Consider the following 15,336-nt stretch of genomic DNA (forward strand, 5'->3'; position numbering starts at 1 on the left):
TCGGCACCCGCGCGTGTCCGCGTGGAGCCACACCTGCTCTGCGAGAAGCCCATGGCGGTGTCCCTGGCCGAGGCCGCCGACATGCGCACCCGGGCGGCGGCGTCCGCCGCGGTGTGCGCCATGGGCTTCAACTACCGGTACCTCGGGGTCGTACAGGAGGCACGCCGGCGCATCACCGACGGCACCCTCGGACGCGTCCTGCACGTCGACATCGCCTTCACCCGCCCCAGCGCGCTCACCCGCAAGCACGTCACCTGGCGGGACGGCGAGGCGGAGCGGTGCTCCAGCGGCGCGCTCGGCGACCTGGGCGTGCACCTGATCGACCTGCTGCACTTCCTCTTCGACAGCCCGATCGACCTCACCCGCTGCCGGGTGGGGCTGCAGACCAAGGTCCCGAGGAAGGGGGGAGTGGAGGTGAAGGTCGACGACCACGCCTTCGTCAGCGGCCTCCTGGAGGACGGCCCCTCCTTCACACTCACCGCCTCGAAGGCGACCCGGCCGGAGCACACCGGATTCACCCTGGCCCTGTCCGGCAGCCGCGGTGACCTCGTCCACCACTCCCAGGACGGTCCCGTACTGCACGCGCGGACCGGGGTGGACTGGGAGCCGGTCAAAGTGCTCGGCCCCGGCCGGCTGGCGGACCCGGCCGGTGAGGTGCCCGGCTGGGCGGACTCCTTCGTCGACCAGCTCCACGCCTGGGCGGGCGCGGTGACCGGGTCCCGGCCCCCGGCGTCTGTGGCAGACTTCGACACCGGCTACCGCGCGCAGCGGGTGCTCGAGGAACTGCTGCGAGGGGGAGGACGCGTGTGACCCACCGGCCCGAGGACCAGCGCCCCACGCTGGAGGACGTGGCCCGGAGATCCGGGGTGTCGCGCTCCACCGTGTCGCGGGTGATCAACGGCTCGCCACGGGTGAGTCCCGCCGTGTCCCGGCGGGTCCGCCAAGCGGTGGCCGAGCTGGGCTACGTCCCCAACCAGGCCGCCCGCAAGCTGGTCACCCGTCGCAACGACGCGGTCGCGGTCGTCGTGACCGAACCGCAGAACCGGCTCTTCATCGACCCGTTCTTCGACCTCCACCTGCGCGGCATCCGCCAGGAACTCGCCCGGCACGGCGCCCAGTCGGTGCTGTTGCTGATCGAGGAGCCGGACGACTACGCGCGCGTCGGCAACTTCCTGGGAGGCAGCCATGTCGACGGCGCGCTGCTCTTCTCGCTGCGCGCGGACGACCCGCTGCCGCAGACGGTCGCCCGGATGGGGCTGCCGACCGTCCTCGGCGGCCGTCCCCTCCACCGCGCCGGGGAGGGCGACGGCGGGTACGCGTACGTCGACGCCGACAACCGCGGCGGCGCCGCTGAGGCCGTCCGCCATCTGGTGTCCCTGGGCCGCACCCGCATCGCGACCATCACCGGGCCGCTCGACCAGGCGGCCGCGGTGGACCGTCTCGACGGGTACCGGGACGTCCTGCCGGGCCGCGCCCGCCAGGTCGTCGCCGAAGGCGACTTCACGCTGCGGGGAGGCGCGGCCGCCATGGCCGTGCTGCTGGAGCGCTCGCCCGACCTGGACGCCGTCTTCGTCGCCTCCGACCTGATGGCCCAGGGCGCCCTGCGGGTCCTGCGCGAGCGCGGCCGCAAGGTGCCGGACGACGTGGCCCTCGTCGGCTTCGACGATCTCAGGCCGCTCGCCGAGGCGATGGACCCGCCGTTGTCCACCGTGCACCAGGACATCGAGGGCATGGGCCGCCTGATGGCCCGGCTTCTGTTCGAACGGCCCGCGGACGGCGCGGACCGGTCCCGGTCCTCCCTCGTCATCCCCACCCGGCTGGTGCTGCGGCAGTCCGCCTAGGTGTGCTGTTCGGACAGGTTGGTGACGCGGCTGGCTGGTGGGTGGCCGCCGATGCCGGTGTGGGGTCGGTGGTAGTTGTACCAGTCCAGCCAGTCGGGAAACGCTGCCTGGCGTTCGCGGTCTGAGGTGTAGGGCCGCTGGTAGGCCCACTCCTCGAGCAGGGTGCGGTGAAAGCGTTCGACCTTGCCGTTGGTCTGCGGCCGCCAGGGCCGGGTCCAGCGGGGGCTGATGCCCAGGTCGCGGCAGGTGTCGCGCCAGGTGTTCCTGGTGTAGGCCCAGGCGTTGTCGGTGAGGACCCGTTCGATCGTGATGCCGCGTGCGGCGAACCAGGCGGCGGCCCGGGTGAGGAAGCCGGCGCAGGTGGCGGCCTTCTCGTCGGGGAGGTGTTCGGTATAGGCGAGGCGGGTGTGGTCGTCCAGGGCGGTGTGCAGGTAGGCGTATCCGGTGCCGTTGCGGCGGTCCTGATTGGCCCGGCCGGCTGCCCGGCCGAGGACTTTGTGGCCGCCGCCGTCGGGGATGCGGCCGAGTTTCTTGACGTCGATGTGGACCAGTTCTCCGGGCCTGGCACGCTCGTAGCGGCGCACGGGCTCGCCGGTGGCCCGGTCACAGGCGGCCAGTGCGGGCAGGCCGTGCCGCAGGAGGATGCGGTGCGCGGTGGAGGCGGCGATGCCGCAACGGGCGGCCAGCCGCACCGGACCGATCCGGTGTTCGCGTCGCAGCCGCACCACCTGCTGTTCGACCGGGGCGGGCGTCTGGCGCGGGCTGTGGTGGGGGCGGCTGGAGCGGTCCCGCATCCCGGCCGGGCCCAGTTGCCGGTAGCGGCCCGCCCACCGGGCGGCGGTGGTGTGGCTGACCTGGAAGCGTTCCGCGGCCCGCCGCAGCGGCCAGCCTTCGTCCACGACGCACCGGGCCGGGCGAAGCCGCCCGGTCGGGGTCAGCGGGGCGTTACGGTGGGACACGAGGGCCTCCTGCGGTCGGGTGCAGATGTCGCAATCCACACCGAACCCAGAAGGCCCTCACCTGTTCAAGCACCCAGCACGCGTGTCACCAACGTCCCGGGACAGCACACCTAGGGCCTGCCACGGACGGCAGGACGGCCCGGCCGGTGAGCAGCGCCAGGCCGTGGGCACCGCAGCCGAGCGCGGCGGAGCGCTCGTCGGCCGGCGCGTGAAGGCGCACGTGGGCGAACGGGGCCTCGGCGCCGATCCGGCGGTCCAGCGCGGCGTCGCCGGCCAGGCCACCGGTGCAGAGCAACCGGGCGCTGGGGAGTTCACCGGCCCAGTCGGCGAGCTGGCCGAGCACGGCGGTCTCGATCTGCGTCTGCGCCCAGCGGGCCACATCCGCGTGGAAGGCGAGGTCGGCCGCGGTGGGCGCGGGGAGGGCGGACCGCGCCCGTGCGGGGTCCAGGTGCCCGAGCGCCGAAGCCTCGACGCCGATGCGGCCCCCCTCGCGCCGCAGGGCCACCGCGTCGTCCCACCGGCCGGGGCGCCCCGACGAGGCCAGCACGGCGAGGCCGCCGGCCGGAGCGAGGCCGTCCGCGGCCGGCCCGAAGACATAGCGGCACACATGGCGCCGGAAGTCGAGGACGGTGGAGAGCGCCGGCCGGGCGGCGGGAGCGGAATGGCGCAGCCGCAGCGAGAGGTGTCCGTCGGCCAGGTCGTAGAGGCTGTCGGACTCGTACCAGACACCGGCCTCGCGTGCGTACCGGGCCGTGCCGGGACAGGAGACGACGGCCACCGCCGCGTCCCGGAAGGGGAAGGACGCGGCGGCGGCCCGGGCCAGCGCGTCGTGCCGGCTGACCGTCACCCGGGGAACGCCCCGGGGCACGGCCGACAGCGGGTCCCACGGACGCAAGGGGTAGGGCTCGACAGCGCAGTCGACGACCATCCCGACCTCCCGCCAGCCGACACCGGCGGCATCGAGGCAGGCCGCGACAGCGGCACTCCCCGGCGCGCCGCGCCGTGACCCCGACCAGGAGAGCACCCGCCCGTCGGCCACCAGACACGCGCTCCCGTCCAGCCCGCCGGAGTAACCGAGCACCAGTACCCGGGCCATGACCGCTCCCCTCAGCCGCCGTTGACGGCGTCCGCCGTGTGGGCGGCGAGGGCCAGGATGGTCAGCGACGGATTCGCGGCGCCGGCCGCCGGGAAGACGGCCGGGCCGGTGACGAACAGGCCGCCGACCGAGCGCGACCGGCCACCGAAGTCCAGCCGCTGTCCCAGCGGCACCGTACCCGCCTCGTGGTCGGCGGTGCCCAGCCAGCTGACGTAGTGGTGGGCCGTGCCGGTGGCGAGGGCGGCGCGCGCGGCCGGGTCGAAGTCGTCGAAGCCCCGCTCCTCGGCGACCCCGACGTCCAGTGCCTCCAGCAGCTTGCCGGTGATCTCGTCCCGGCGGCGGATCTGCTCCTCGTCCGCCGGGGAGAAGGAGGCGGTCACCTGCCCGGCCCAGGCCGCGGTCCCGCCCGGCACGGCACCGTCCGGAGGGTCGAAGCGGATCTCGTCGCGGAACGGTCCCTCCTGCTGCGCCATCCACCACAGGTCCAGCACCGGCTCGGCCAGGCCGGCCGCGTGCACCTCCATGAAGAGGTTCGCGTTCAGCTCGTCCTCGTGGTCGGACCAGAGGAAGCGGTGGTCGGAGCGGGCCCACCGGTCGGCGAGCGCGCGCGGCAGCGGGATCGCGTAACCGTGGGTGACATGGTCGTTCAGGCCGGGCCACCGGGTGACGACGTCCCCGGCCGCGGCGAGCGCCTGGGCGTGCAGGCGGGTGTTCTCCAGGGTGCCCGCCGCGAGCACCACCACATCGGCGCGGACCTCCCGCGACCCGCCCGCGGAGTCCGCGAACAGCACGCCGCGCGCGCGTCCCTCCTGGACCAGCACACGGATCGCCCGAAGGCCCGGGACCACGGTCGGCAGCGCGAGGCCGGTGTGCCGGGCGAGCCCGCGGCGGGCCCAGGCCATGAGCGGTGAGTACGCCCAGACCAGGCGGCCTTCCGGACCGTCGACGGACCAGCCCGCCTGCGGCACCGGCCGCAGCGAGAGGTCCGGCCAGACGGCCTTCAGTTCCGCGCGCGGATCGTCGGGTGTCCGGTCCGGACGCGTCTCGCCGAAGGCGTGCCGCCAGTCCAGCAGTTCCCCCGTCACCGCCCGGTACGAGCCGGGCCCGTCACCGAGCAGACGGTCCGCCGTGTCGTGCGGCCAGTGCTCCGCGAGCAGTCGCCGGCCGACCGGAAGGAGCACGCCGTGCCAGCAGCGGGAGCGGCCGCCGAGGGGACCGGTCACGCCGGGGAGTTCCGCGTAGTGCGGGGAGGCCGAACGCCACCAGGGGGGCGGCCCGGGCAGGGGCGCCGTGTGCGGGGTCCGGGAGCGGTGCTCGAAACCCGTGAACGGCCCGGGGTCGACCACGACCACGTCCCTCGCGCCCCGCTCCCCGAGTTCCAGGGCGGTGCTCAGTCCGCTCATGCCGCCCCCGACGACCAGGACACCGCACCTATTCGGCAGGTCCTCTTTACTGTGCAGTCCTTCGGATATCCGCACGTACGGCTCCCGTTATCGGTGGCTTGGTGGCTGAGCGGCGGTTTCGGAATGCCGAGGAGCCGGGTCCGTCCGGCCGCGATATCGGCGGATACGGGCCGCCCCGGCGCCGTCTGTGCTTTCGTGGTGCCGAACCCGGCCGCGCCGCACGGCACCGGAATACTGTCCGAGGGCGTCGGCCCGGTCAAGAATCTCCGGCTCCGCCCGTACTCCGCCCCTCGCGTTCCGTTCAACTGTGTCCGCTCGCCAGTTGAACGGCGGTTCTCCTCGGGCATCCTGGCGGCACACCGGGCCAGCCGGGCCTGTGACGGTCTTCGGTCTCTCGTGAGAATTCCCGACGTCGGAGGGCACACAATGGGACGTTCGATTCGGCAGATCGACATGGATGGTCACCGTGTTTCCCAGCGGTCGTCAGCGGACCGACTGGCGGTCGACGGGGGTACTCCGGTCCGCCCGGCCGGCCGTCGCTGGCCGACCTGGCCGGTACCGGCGCGCAACGCCGGGCCGTTCCTGGACGCGGTGCTGCGCGGCGAACGCTGGGCGATCACCAGCCCGGCCGGCCGCGAGCTGTTCGAGCGCAGGTTCGCCCGTATGTTCGCCGACTATGTCGGGACCCGGCACTGCGTCCCGGTGGACCACGGGTCGAGTGCCCTGGTGGTGGCCCTAGAGGCGCTGGGGCTCGACCACGGGGACCGCGTCCTGGTCCCCGCCCTCACCTGGGTCGCCACCGCCAGTGCGGTACTGCGGGCCGGGCTCGTGCCCGTACTGACGGATGTCGACCCGCTGACCGGATGCCTGGCACCGGAGCACCTGGACTTCGGCGTCCAGCCGCGAGCGGTCCTCCCGGTGCACTGGTCCTGCGCGATGGCGGACATCCCCGCGATCTCCGAGGTGGCGGCGGCGCACGGCGCGCGGGTCGTGGAGGACGCGGCACAGGCGCACGGCGCCGAATGGCTGGGGCGGCCCGCCGGCTCACTGGCGCTGATCGGCTGTTTCAGCATGCAGCAGTCGAAGGTGCTCGCGGCGGGCGAGGGCGGCGCGGTGGTCACGGACGACGACCGGCTCGTCTCGGTGATGCAGGAGCTGCGTGCCGACTCCCGCCGGTACACCACCTCGGAGGACGCCCCTCAGGGACTGGAACTGGAGGAAAGCGCCACCATGATGGGCGCCAACCTCTGCCTCAGCGAGTTCGGCGCGGCCCTGCTCTGCGCCCAACTGGAGGCCCTGGACGCGCAGCACGAGATCCGCAACCGCAACTACGCGGTCCTCGCCGGACTCCTCGAGGGCGTCCCCGGCGTCCGGCTGCTGCGCCACCGCGCCGAGCAGACCCGCATCTCCGTCTACGAACTGCCGATCGTGTTCGATCCACTGCCCACGGGGATGTCCAACAGCGAGGTGGCCGAGGCGCTCACCGCCGAACTCGGGGTCCGCTTCTACCCGCCACGGGAACCGCTCAGCCGCAGCAGACTGCTCCGGCCGTGGACCAAGCCGACGCTGGGTCCGCTGGCCGAGCACTTCGTCGCGGAGAACCGCGGCCGCGAGTTCCCGAACGCCGAATACCTGGCCGGCCACTCGGTCCTCACCCACCACTCCACGCTGCTCGGCGACGAGCGGGACATGACGGACATCGCCGACGCGGTGGCGAAGGTGGTGTTCAGCCGCTCATGAGTGCCCCCACGGGTGCCGTGCCGATCACCGTGATCACCGTGACCCGGGGCCGGCCCGACCTGCTGCGCCGCTGTCTGGACACCGTGCGCGCACAGGACTTACCGGGGCCGGTGACCCATCTCGTGGTCGTGGACGACGACGAGCCGGCCTACCGGCCGCTGGCCGAGCACACGGCACGGAACGACAGGGGCCCGGACCGGGTGACGGCGTGGCACTTCCAGCCCCGGTCGCCCGGGGACGTCTCGGGCCCCCCGGTGCTGTCCCGGCTGCGCAACGCCGCGGTGGAGCTGGCCGGGACCCCGCTGGTCAGCTTCCTCGACGACGACAACCTGCTGGAACCGCACCACCTGTCCAGCCTGCTCCACTGCATGCGGCGCACCGGCAGCCCGGCCGTGCACTCCCAGTGCCGGCTGATCCACCAGGACGGCACGCCCTACCTGGAGGCGCGGCACCCGTGGGTCCGCGACGCCGAGGCCGCCCGGTCCCGGTATCTGGAGCTGCGCGAGCCCTGCGTGTACGTGCCCTGGTCCAACGTCCTGCGCGACCAGGTCGAGTTGGGCGCCGGACCCGGCCGGGTGCGGAACGCCGACACCAGCGAATGGCTCTTCGAGCGGGCGCTGCTGCAGACCGTGCCCTTCCCGGAGGCCTATGACGTCGACGACTGGCGCAACGTGGTGGGCGAGGACAACAAACTCCTGCGCGCCCTCGTGGCGGCGGACGTGCCCATGGTGAGCACCCACATGCCGACCCTGCTGTACACGCTGGGCGGTTACTCCAATGCCTTCCGCGACGACGCGGTGGAGGGGGAATGGTGACCGATCCGCCGCCGGCGGCGAGCCCGGTGTCCGGCACGCAGGTGTCCGACACGCTCGCCTGGCTGTCCTCGAAACTCACCCCGATCCGGGTTCTGGACGCGGGCGCGCGCGGGCTCCCCGCCTCGTGGGACGCGCTGGACGGTCTCGTCCGCAGCACCGTCTGCGACCCGCTGGCCGACGCCGCCGCGGATCGGGGTGACACCGTGGTCGACCCCGTCGCGGTCTCCGTGCACGGGGGCTCCGAGGAACTCAAGGTGACCAGGGACCCCGACCGCTCGTCCCTGCTGGAGCCCCACCGTGCCGTGGTGGCGCGGTACGGCGACGCCGCCGGATTCGAGGTGTGCGAACGGCGTCCCGTGCCCGCGGCGACACTCCGTCAGCTCCGGGAGCGGCACGACTCGTTCGACGTCCTGCAGCTCACCACCCAGGGACTGGAGTACGCGTTGCTCAGTTCCGACCTGGACGCGGTGCGGGACGCGGTCTGCATCGACGTGGCGGGCGGCCTGGTCGACGACTACGTGGGGCAGTACCCGCTGGCGGTGGTCGCCCCGCTGCTGCGCGGTCTCGGCTACTCCCTGCTCGACCTGAGCACCGCGACGCGCCCGGCCGCGGGATGGGGAGACACGGTACGGCACCAGCCCCTGGAGTACCGCGGGCTGTGGATGAAGGACGACCTGGTGTGCGGCACCGAGTCGACCCGGCTGGAGCAGGCGGTCAAGCTTCTCGTGCTGTGCAAGACCCTGGGCCACCACGCCTTCGGGCACGAGCTGGCGACGGCCCTGCGGCAACGCGCGCTGCTGCCGCCCGGCCCCGCCCGGGTCCTGGCCAGGGCGGGCTTCTGGGCGCTGCCGTGGTCACTCTGAGATGGGATGGGATATGAAGCTGCTCAAGGCATCGGCGGGACAGGCCGTCTACCACGACTTCATCGTGGCCCCGCACACCTCCGTGCCGGCCAAGAGGCTGTTCAACTGCTTCGTCGTCGAGGGGCCGGTCGACCCGGCCCGGCTGGAGCGGGCGGTGCGGCACGCGATCGCCACGCACGAGGCGCTGCGCACGTCCCTCGACCTAGTCGACGGCGAGCCGACCCAGGTGATCCGGGAACCCGACGAGATCACCGAGGCGGTCATGACGACGGTGGACTGGGACGGTTCGACCGACTCGGTCGCCGGCATCATCCGCGGCCTGGACAACCGGTGGACCGTTCCCCGGGAACTGTCGATGCACGTGGTGCTGGGACGCGCGCCCGGCCCGCGCAGCCTCGTCGCCTGCGTCCTGGACCACGCCTGTGTCGACGGGATGTCCGCGGAGACGGTCACCGACCTGATGCGGGCCGAGTACAACCGGCCCGGTGGCCCGCCCCGTCCCGACCGGGTGCCGCAGTTCGCGGACTACTACGCGGACATGCTGGAGGACGGGCTGGAGATCTACGACGACTGGCTGCGGACCTTGGAGTCCTCATCGCCCGCGCTGCCGCAGTGGATGCTCGACCTGAAGCGGCCCAGCGGCCGGGCGTGGACCCGGGAGCGGGAGCTGAGCCTGTCCGACACCACCAACGAACGGCTGCGGACACTCTCCAAGGAGTACGTCTGCACCCCGTACGAGATCGTCACGGCGGCCGTCGGCCTCTACTTCCGCCGGGCGGACGGCGCACCGGTCCGGGTGGCCGTCACGCACAGCGGCCGTCACCGCCGGCACGGCTTCGACGTGGTGGGACTGCTGCGCAGCCAAGTGGTGGACGTGGTGGACAGCGGCCGGTGCCCGGACGTCCGGTCCTATCTCATCGAACGGCGTGACGAACTGCGCCGCCGCATGACCCACTTCGCCCGGCTGCCCGTCGAGGAGGTCTGCCTCCGGGCGGGTCTGAGCACGGGCTGGCGCTCCGGCTCGCCCGGCCCGTGGGAGGTCGAGCTGAACGGCATGTACGAGGCGCCGGCACCGGAGGCCATGGACGGCCACGAGGTGGTGCAGGCCCCCGACTTCCTCGAAGACGCCTACTGCGAGAACGGCGGCACGACGTTCCTGCTGAACCTCTTCCTGCGTCCCGACCGGGTGGACGCCACCCTGCGCTACGTCGACCCGCCGGTCTCCGAGGAGATGGCGAAGCGGGTCGGGCCGGACCTGGAGTCGGTCGTGGAGTTCCTGGCCGGCGATCCCGCCCGCCTCCTCGCGGACGCGCCCGCGTTCTCCGCCCTGGCGGAAGAACTCCGGCCGCCCGCGTCCTGACCGCGTGGAGCGCGCGCCGCCCGCCGCGGGAGCAGACCGGACACGGTGGAGCGGCCCCGGGGGAGCCGCGGGCCGCGCAGCAGCGAAGTGAGAAGTGCGACTGGGACAGGAGAACGTCATGCCCACCGGGCCAGAACCGCGGTCCTTCGCGGACATCGCCGCACAGTCGGAGGCTGCCGCGCGTGCGGTACCGGGCGTCACCGCCCTGACGGTGACCGTCGGCAGACGCCCCGGCCCCCGCCCGAGGCCGGTCCCCGCCCGTGCGGGCACGCCGCGCCGGACCGCGCCCGACGAGGCCGCCGGCCGCCCGCCGGCGCAGTTGGACGGCGGCCCCTGGCAGACCCCGTCCACCGCGCCCGCCACCCTCGTCGATGCGCTGACCCGGGCGGCGGGCGGTGAGCGCGGAACCACGTTCGTCCTCGGCGACGGCAGCGAGGAGCGGCAGAGCTACCGACGGCTGCTGGCCGACGCCTCCCGGGTGCTGACCGGGCTGCGCGCGAACGGACTGGCCGTGGGCGACTCGGTGCTGCTCCATTGCGACGACAACCGCAACTTCGTCACCGGGTTCTGGGCCTGTGTGCTGGGCGGCTTCGTGCCCACCCCGATCGGGGTGGCGCCGACCTACCGCTGGGACACCGCCGTGACCCGCCGGCTGCGCGGCGCCTGGGAACTGCTCGACCAGGCGCCCGTGCTCACCGACGCCGCCCTGGCCGGCCAGGTGGCGGGGCTGCGCGCCCTGTGGGACACGACGGCTCTGCGGGTCCTCGCGGTGGAGGACCTGCGGGCCGCGGAACCGGGCGAGCCGAGCCGCGTGCGGCCGGACGACCCGGCCGTCCACCTGCTCACCTCAGGGAGCACCGGGGTACCGAAGTGCGTCCGCCACACGCACCGCACCGTCATCACCCGCGCGTACGTCAACGTCGCCGCCAACGGCTTCGGCCCCGAGGAGGTGACCCTCAACTTCATGCCCCTGGACCACGTCGCCGGCATGGTGATGCACAACGTACGCGACGTCGTCATGGAGTGGGACCACGTCAACGCGCGCACCGACAGCTTCATCGCCGATCCGCTGCGCTGGCTGGACTGGATCGAGCGGTACCGGGTCACCAACAGCTCGGCCCCCAACTTCGTCATCACGCTGATGACCGGCCTGGCGGCCGAGATCTCCCGGCGGTCCTGGGACCTGTCCAGCCTGCGCGACATCACCAACGGTGGTGAGGCCGTCGTCGGCCACACCACCCAGGAGTTCCTGAGGATGCTCGCGCCGCACGGCCTCGCCGGTGACGTGATGCGGCCGGCGTGGGGGATGTCGGAGGTGTGCGGTGGCATGGTGCACTCCACCCTGCGGGCCGACCGCGAGCCGACCGGAGTCCTGACCATCGACGCCCGGACCCTGGGCGGCACCCTCGTACCGCTCGACGGACCCGCGCCCGGCCACCCCACCTACGCCGAAGTGGGCGTGCCCGCCCCGGGCACGTCGCTGCGGATCGTCGACGACGAGGGCCGGGTGGCCCCCGAGGACCGGATCGGTCACCTGCAGGTGCGGGGCGTGACCCGGATGGCGGGCTACCACAACAATCCCGAGGCCAACCGGGAGTCGTTCACCGCGGACGGCTGGTTCGTCACCGGCGACCTCGCCTTCGTCCACCGGGGACGACTGGTCATCACCGGGCGGGAGAAGGAAGTCGTCGTCGTACGCAGTGCCAACTACTCCTGCCACGAGATCGAGTCCGTCGTCGAGCGGGTCGACGGTGTGCTACCGACGTTCGTGGCCGCCTGCAGCGAGTACGACCCGGACACCGGGACGGACGAACTGGTCGTGCTCTGTGTGCTGACCGGCGGGACCGCCCGGGAGCGCGGTGAGGCCGTCGCCCGCGTCCGCGCCCGGCTGGCGAAAGAGGTCGGCCTGCTGCCCCGTACCGTCGTCCCGGTGCCGCGGGCGGCGTTCCCCAAGTCGTCGGCGGGGAAGATCGAGCGGAAGCGGCTGCTCGCGGACTACGAGGCCGGTGCCTTCGACGACGCGCTCGCCGAGCTGCCCGCCACCCGGGAGGACCACGGCGACGACGAGCCGGCGCCGTGGCTCCACGGCATCACCTGGGCACCGGCGGCCTCCGCCCCGGGAGGTACCCACCCCGGTGGCGTCTGGCTGGTGTGCGGCGCGGACGGCCTCGCCGCGCGGCTGCGCGCGGCCCGCCCGGACGGGGGGCCGGTCGTTCCGGTCGCCTCCGGTGCCGCCTTCGCCCCGGACGGCTCGGGGAGGTACCGCATCGACCCTCTCGACCCGGCGCACTGGGCCGCTCTGCTGGCCGCGGTCCGCCGGGAGCACGGCACGGTCGGCGCCGTCGTGCACGCCTGGGGGACCGGTGCCGTTCCCCTGGCGGACCCCGGCGGCCCCGATCCGGCCGCCGGGTCCCTGCACAGCCTGATCAAGGCGCTCGGCGCCGAGCGCCCCGTGCTGTGCGTGGTCACCGCCGCTGCCCTCGCCACGCCGGACGACCCGGTGGAACCGGCCCGCGCCACCGTCACCGGCCTGGTGCGCACGGCCAACGCCGAGGCCGGGCAGCCGTGGGTCCGCCAGCTCGACCTGGGTCCGGACGACCCCGATCCGGCCGCGTCCGTGCTGGCCGAACTCGGAGACCGGGGCACGGACACCGTGGTGGCCCGGCGCGACGGGCGCCGGCTGGTGCCCCGGCTCGCACCGCTGCCCGACGCACCACCGGACGCCGCGCACCGCATCCGCCCCGGTGGCCTGTACCTGCTGACCGGAGGGCTCGGCGGGATCGGGGTACGGCTGGCCCGGTCCCTGATCGCCGAACACGGCGTACGACTGGTCCTGACCGGCCGTTCCGCACCGACGGGCGACCGGGCCGGGGCTCTGGCCGAACTGGCCGCGCTCGGCGACGTGGTCTACTCCCGGGCGGACGTGACCGACCTGGAGGCGATGCGGGCCGCGGTCGCCGGGGCCGAGCAGCGGTTCGGGCAGCGGCTCGACGGCCTGGTGCACCTGGCGGGCGCCGGCTTCGGGCACTACTGGCAGGACCTGGGCTCCCATCTGCTCACCGCGGAGGACCCGGCGGAGTTCCGGCGGATGTCCGACGCCAAGGTCACCGGTACCTCGGTCATCGCCGAAGTACTGCGGGACCGGCCCGACGCGCTCCTGGTGCTGTTCTCCTCCGTCAACGGCCACTTCGGTGGCACGGCCTTCGGCGCGTACTCCTCGGCGAGCGGCTACCTGCCGGCGTTCGCCGCGTACTGGCGGCGCCTGGGCAGGCCCGTCCAGTGCCAGTCCTGGAGCAGGTGGACGACGGAGGAGGGCGGGGACGCCGGGCTGGAGGCCCTGCGGCGGCGCGGCTACCGGGAGATCGACCCGCGGCTCGGGGTGCGGCTCTTCCACAGCGCGCTGGCCGACCCGGCCGAGCACGTCCTCATCGGGCTGGACGACCGCAACGAGCACATCGCGCGGGAGCTCGCCCCCGCCTTCCTCGGCCCGTTGCAGGTGACCGTGGCCTACGGCGGTCGGGCGCCGGACGACCGGGTCCGCCAGGCGGTCGTCTCCGCCGTGGGTCCCGGCGTGGCCGTACGGGTGGAGCCGACGGCGGACACCGGGGGCGAGGCGGGCCGGGAACCGTCCGGCGAGACCGAGCGGGCGGTCGCCGAGCTGTGGCGGGCGACCCTGCGGCTGGCCACGCTGGACCGGACGGACCACTTCTTCGACCGGGGCGGGAACTCGCTGGCCGCGATGCGCCTGGTGGACAGGCTGAACGTGGCCTTCGACGTCCAGCTCACGGTGCAGCATCTGTACGAGCACCCGACGGTCGAGGAACTGGCGCGGGAGGTCGAACTGCTGTGCGGGCCGGTGTGCGGCGGGGCGGGAACCGGCCATGGCCGTGACGCCGCGGAGGACAAACCGACCAGTCGATAGTAAACGCTTGCATGCTCACCGGGTCCAGGGAGCGCGAACCGGCCAACTTGGCGTGAGTGAAACGATCCGGTTGCTCGGATCTTGCTGACACGTGACGCAGCGCGGAAACTGGTGGGGCACGTGATCGAGGAGTTGCTTCGGCAATATGTGTCCAGAAGTGGACGACAGGGGGTCTACGTGACAGAGCCGCATTATCGGGGATTGGGTGCCAGTAGTGGTCCGGTAAGTTCTCTCTCCAAGCAGCAAGAACTTCTTAGGAACTCCGCAGTGTGCTCGGTACCGATCGACTCCCTGGTCATCACGGACTCGCCTCGGTTGCAGGGTGAGGATTCCGAGCACATTCAACTGATGGCCGAAACGGGGGAGGATCTCCCCCCGATCTGGGTTCACCAGCCTTCGCGCAAGGTGATCGACGGCGTGCACCGGGTGCGCGCGGCGGTTGTCCGTGGAAAGGCCGACATCGATGTCCGCTTCTTCCACGGAAGTGAGGCGGACGTGTTCCTGCTCGCGGTGTTCGCGAACACCAAGCACGGTCTGCCGCTGTCCCAGGAGGACCGTGTGGCGGCCGCCCGGCGGGTCTTCACCACGCACCCGGAGTGGAGCGACCGCATGGTCGCCTCGCTGACCGGGCTATCGCCCCGGCGGGTGGCCACGATGCGCGGCCAGCTCATGCCCGGGGCCCCGCAGCCCACCCGCAGGATCGGCAGGGACGGCCGGTCCCGGCCGGTGGACAGTGCGCAGGGGCGGCAGCGTGCCGCGGAGCTGATCCGCGAGAATCCCGCGGCGTCGCTGCGGCAGATCGCGAGGGCCGCCGGCATCTCGCCCGCGACCGTCGCCGATGTGCGCAATCGTCTGGATCGCGGTGACCTTCCCGTTCCTCAGGGCGCCCTGCCCGAGAAAGTGCGCGAGCACATCCTCGCCGGGGCCTCGGCCGAAAGCCGCTCCCTCGAGAAGGACCGGGCGGCGGACCCTGATCTCAGTTCGATCTTCGATCGGCTCAGAAGGGATCCCTCTCTCCGGTTCAGCGATACCGGTCGTACACTGCTGCGGATGTTCGACTCCGTACGCGTCGCATTGCGCGAACAGGAGGAGGTTTTGCGGAGCCTCCCCCCGCACTGCCGGACGATCATGGCCGAACTCAGTTGCGGATATGCCCAGGCGCTGCAGACATTCGGCGAGGAGCTGAAAGTCGCCCAACAGACGGGGGCGGGGCTGCCGCGCGCGAGTGCCGGCTGACCGCGCGGGCGGGCCCGGACATCCACCATGGTTCCCGGCGGTTCTTCGGATCCTGAATTCCTGACCTCACCGGAATTCCCTTCTTCTCGGGAAATATATTT

General features: G+C 73.0%; 11 protein-coding genes. 8 read left to right on the forward strand and 3 right to left on the reverse strand.

Going from position 1 to position 15,336, the window contains the following annotated elements; all coding sequences use genetic code 11:
• Positions 1-21: 21 nt before the first annotated feature.
• Together Sdagh_RS25255 and Sdagh_RS25260 are read left to right on the forward strand one after the other, a co-directional pair.
• Positions 22-810, forward strand: a complete 789-nt coding sequence (locus Sdagh_RS25255; protein WP_226535725.1) for a Gfo/Idh/MocA family protein — start codon at positions 22-24, stop codon at positions 808-810.
• The gene (locus Sdagh_RS25260) at positions 807-1,841 is read left to right on the forward strand and encodes a LacI family DNA-binding transcriptional regulator (RefSeq protein WP_190078608.1); all 1,035 of its coding nucleotides are present in this window, start codon (positions 807-809) and stop codon (positions 1,839-1,841) included. Before Sdagh_RS25255 ends, Sdagh_RS25260 begins: the two co-directional genes overlap by 4 nt.
• Here the strand turns inward: Sdagh_RS25260 and Sdagh_RS25265 are convergent.
• The 3 genes from Sdagh_RS25265 to Sdagh_RS25275 form a co-directional block, all read right to left on the reverse strand.
• Complete coding sequence (locus Sdagh_RS25265; protein ID WP_226535727.1) at positions 1,838-2,800, reverse strand: IS481 family transposase; 963 nt, start codon at positions 2,798-2,800, stop codon at positions 1,838-1,840. The genes Sdagh_RS25260 and Sdagh_RS25265 overlap by 4 nt on opposite strands.
• Before the next feature lie 85 nt (positions 2,801-2,885).
• Positions 2,886-3,896 (reverse strand): hypothetical protein, encoded by a 1,011-nt coding sequence (locus Sdagh_RS25270; RefSeq protein WP_190078639.1) that lies wholly within the window; start codon positions 3,894-3,896, stop codon positions 2,886-2,888.
• 11 nt (positions 3,897-3,907) lie between these two features.
• Positions 3,908-5,374 (reverse strand): FAD-dependent oxidoreductase, encoded by a 1,467-nt coding sequence (locus Sdagh_RS25275; protein WP_190078640.1) that lies wholly within the window; start codon positions 5,372-5,374, stop codon positions 3,908-3,910.
• Positions 5,375-5,725: 351 nt separating this feature from the next.
• Here Sdagh_RS25275 and Sdagh_RS25280 point away from each other — a divergent pair, with 351 nt between their 5' ends.
• The 6 genes from Sdagh_RS25280 to Sdagh_RS25305 all read left to right on the forward strand — a co-directional run bounded on the left by Sdagh_RS25280 (position 5,726) and on the right by Sdagh_RS25305 (position 15,235).
• The gene (locus Sdagh_RS25280; RefSeq protein WP_190078641.1) at positions 5,726-7,039 is read left to right on the forward strand and encodes a DegT/DnrJ/EryC1/StrS family aminotransferase; all 1,314 of its coding nucleotides are present in this window, start codon (positions 5,726-5,728) and stop codon (positions 7,037-7,039) included.
• Entirely contained in the window at positions 7,036-7,854 is an 819-nt protein-coding gene (locus Sdagh_RS25285) for a glycosyltransferase family 2 protein (RefSeq protein ID WP_190078642.1), read from the forward strand. The genes Sdagh_RS25280 and Sdagh_RS25285 overlap by 4 nt, the downstream gene beginning before the upstream one ends.
• The gene (locus Sdagh_RS25290) at positions 7,848-8,717 is read left to right on the forward strand and encodes a hypothetical protein (protein ID WP_190078643.1); all 870 of its coding nucleotides are present in this window, start codon (positions 7,848-7,850) and stop codon (positions 8,715-8,717) included. Before Sdagh_RS25285 ends, Sdagh_RS25290 begins: the two co-directional genes overlap by 7 nt.
• Positions 8,718-8,730: 13 nt before the next feature.
• Entirely contained in the window at positions 8,731-10,077 is a 1,347-nt protein-coding gene (locus Sdagh_RS25295) for a condensation domain-containing protein (RefSeq protein WP_190078644.1), read from the forward strand.
• A gap of 118 nt (positions 10,078-10,195) precedes the next feature.
• On the forward strand, positions 10,196-13,999 hold the full coding sequence (locus tag Sdagh_RS25300; RefSeq protein WP_190078645.1) for an SDR family NAD(P)-dependent oxidoreductase: 3,804 nt from the start codon (positions 10,196-10,198) through the stop codon (positions 13,997-13,999).
• Positions 14,000-14,347: 348 nt separating this feature from the next.
• A complete protein-coding gene (locus Sdagh_RS25305) occupies positions 14,348-15,235 on the forward strand; it encodes a transcriptional regulator (protein WP_226535729.1) in 888 nt (295 codons plus the stop codon).
• The last annotated feature ends 101 nt before the right edge of the window (positions 15,236-15,336 follow it).

Source organism: Streptomyces daghestanicus (assembly GCF_020521275.1).
Lineage (GTDB): Bacteria > Actinomycetota > Actinomycetes > Streptomycetales > Streptomycetaceae > Streptomyces > Streptomyces griseoviridis.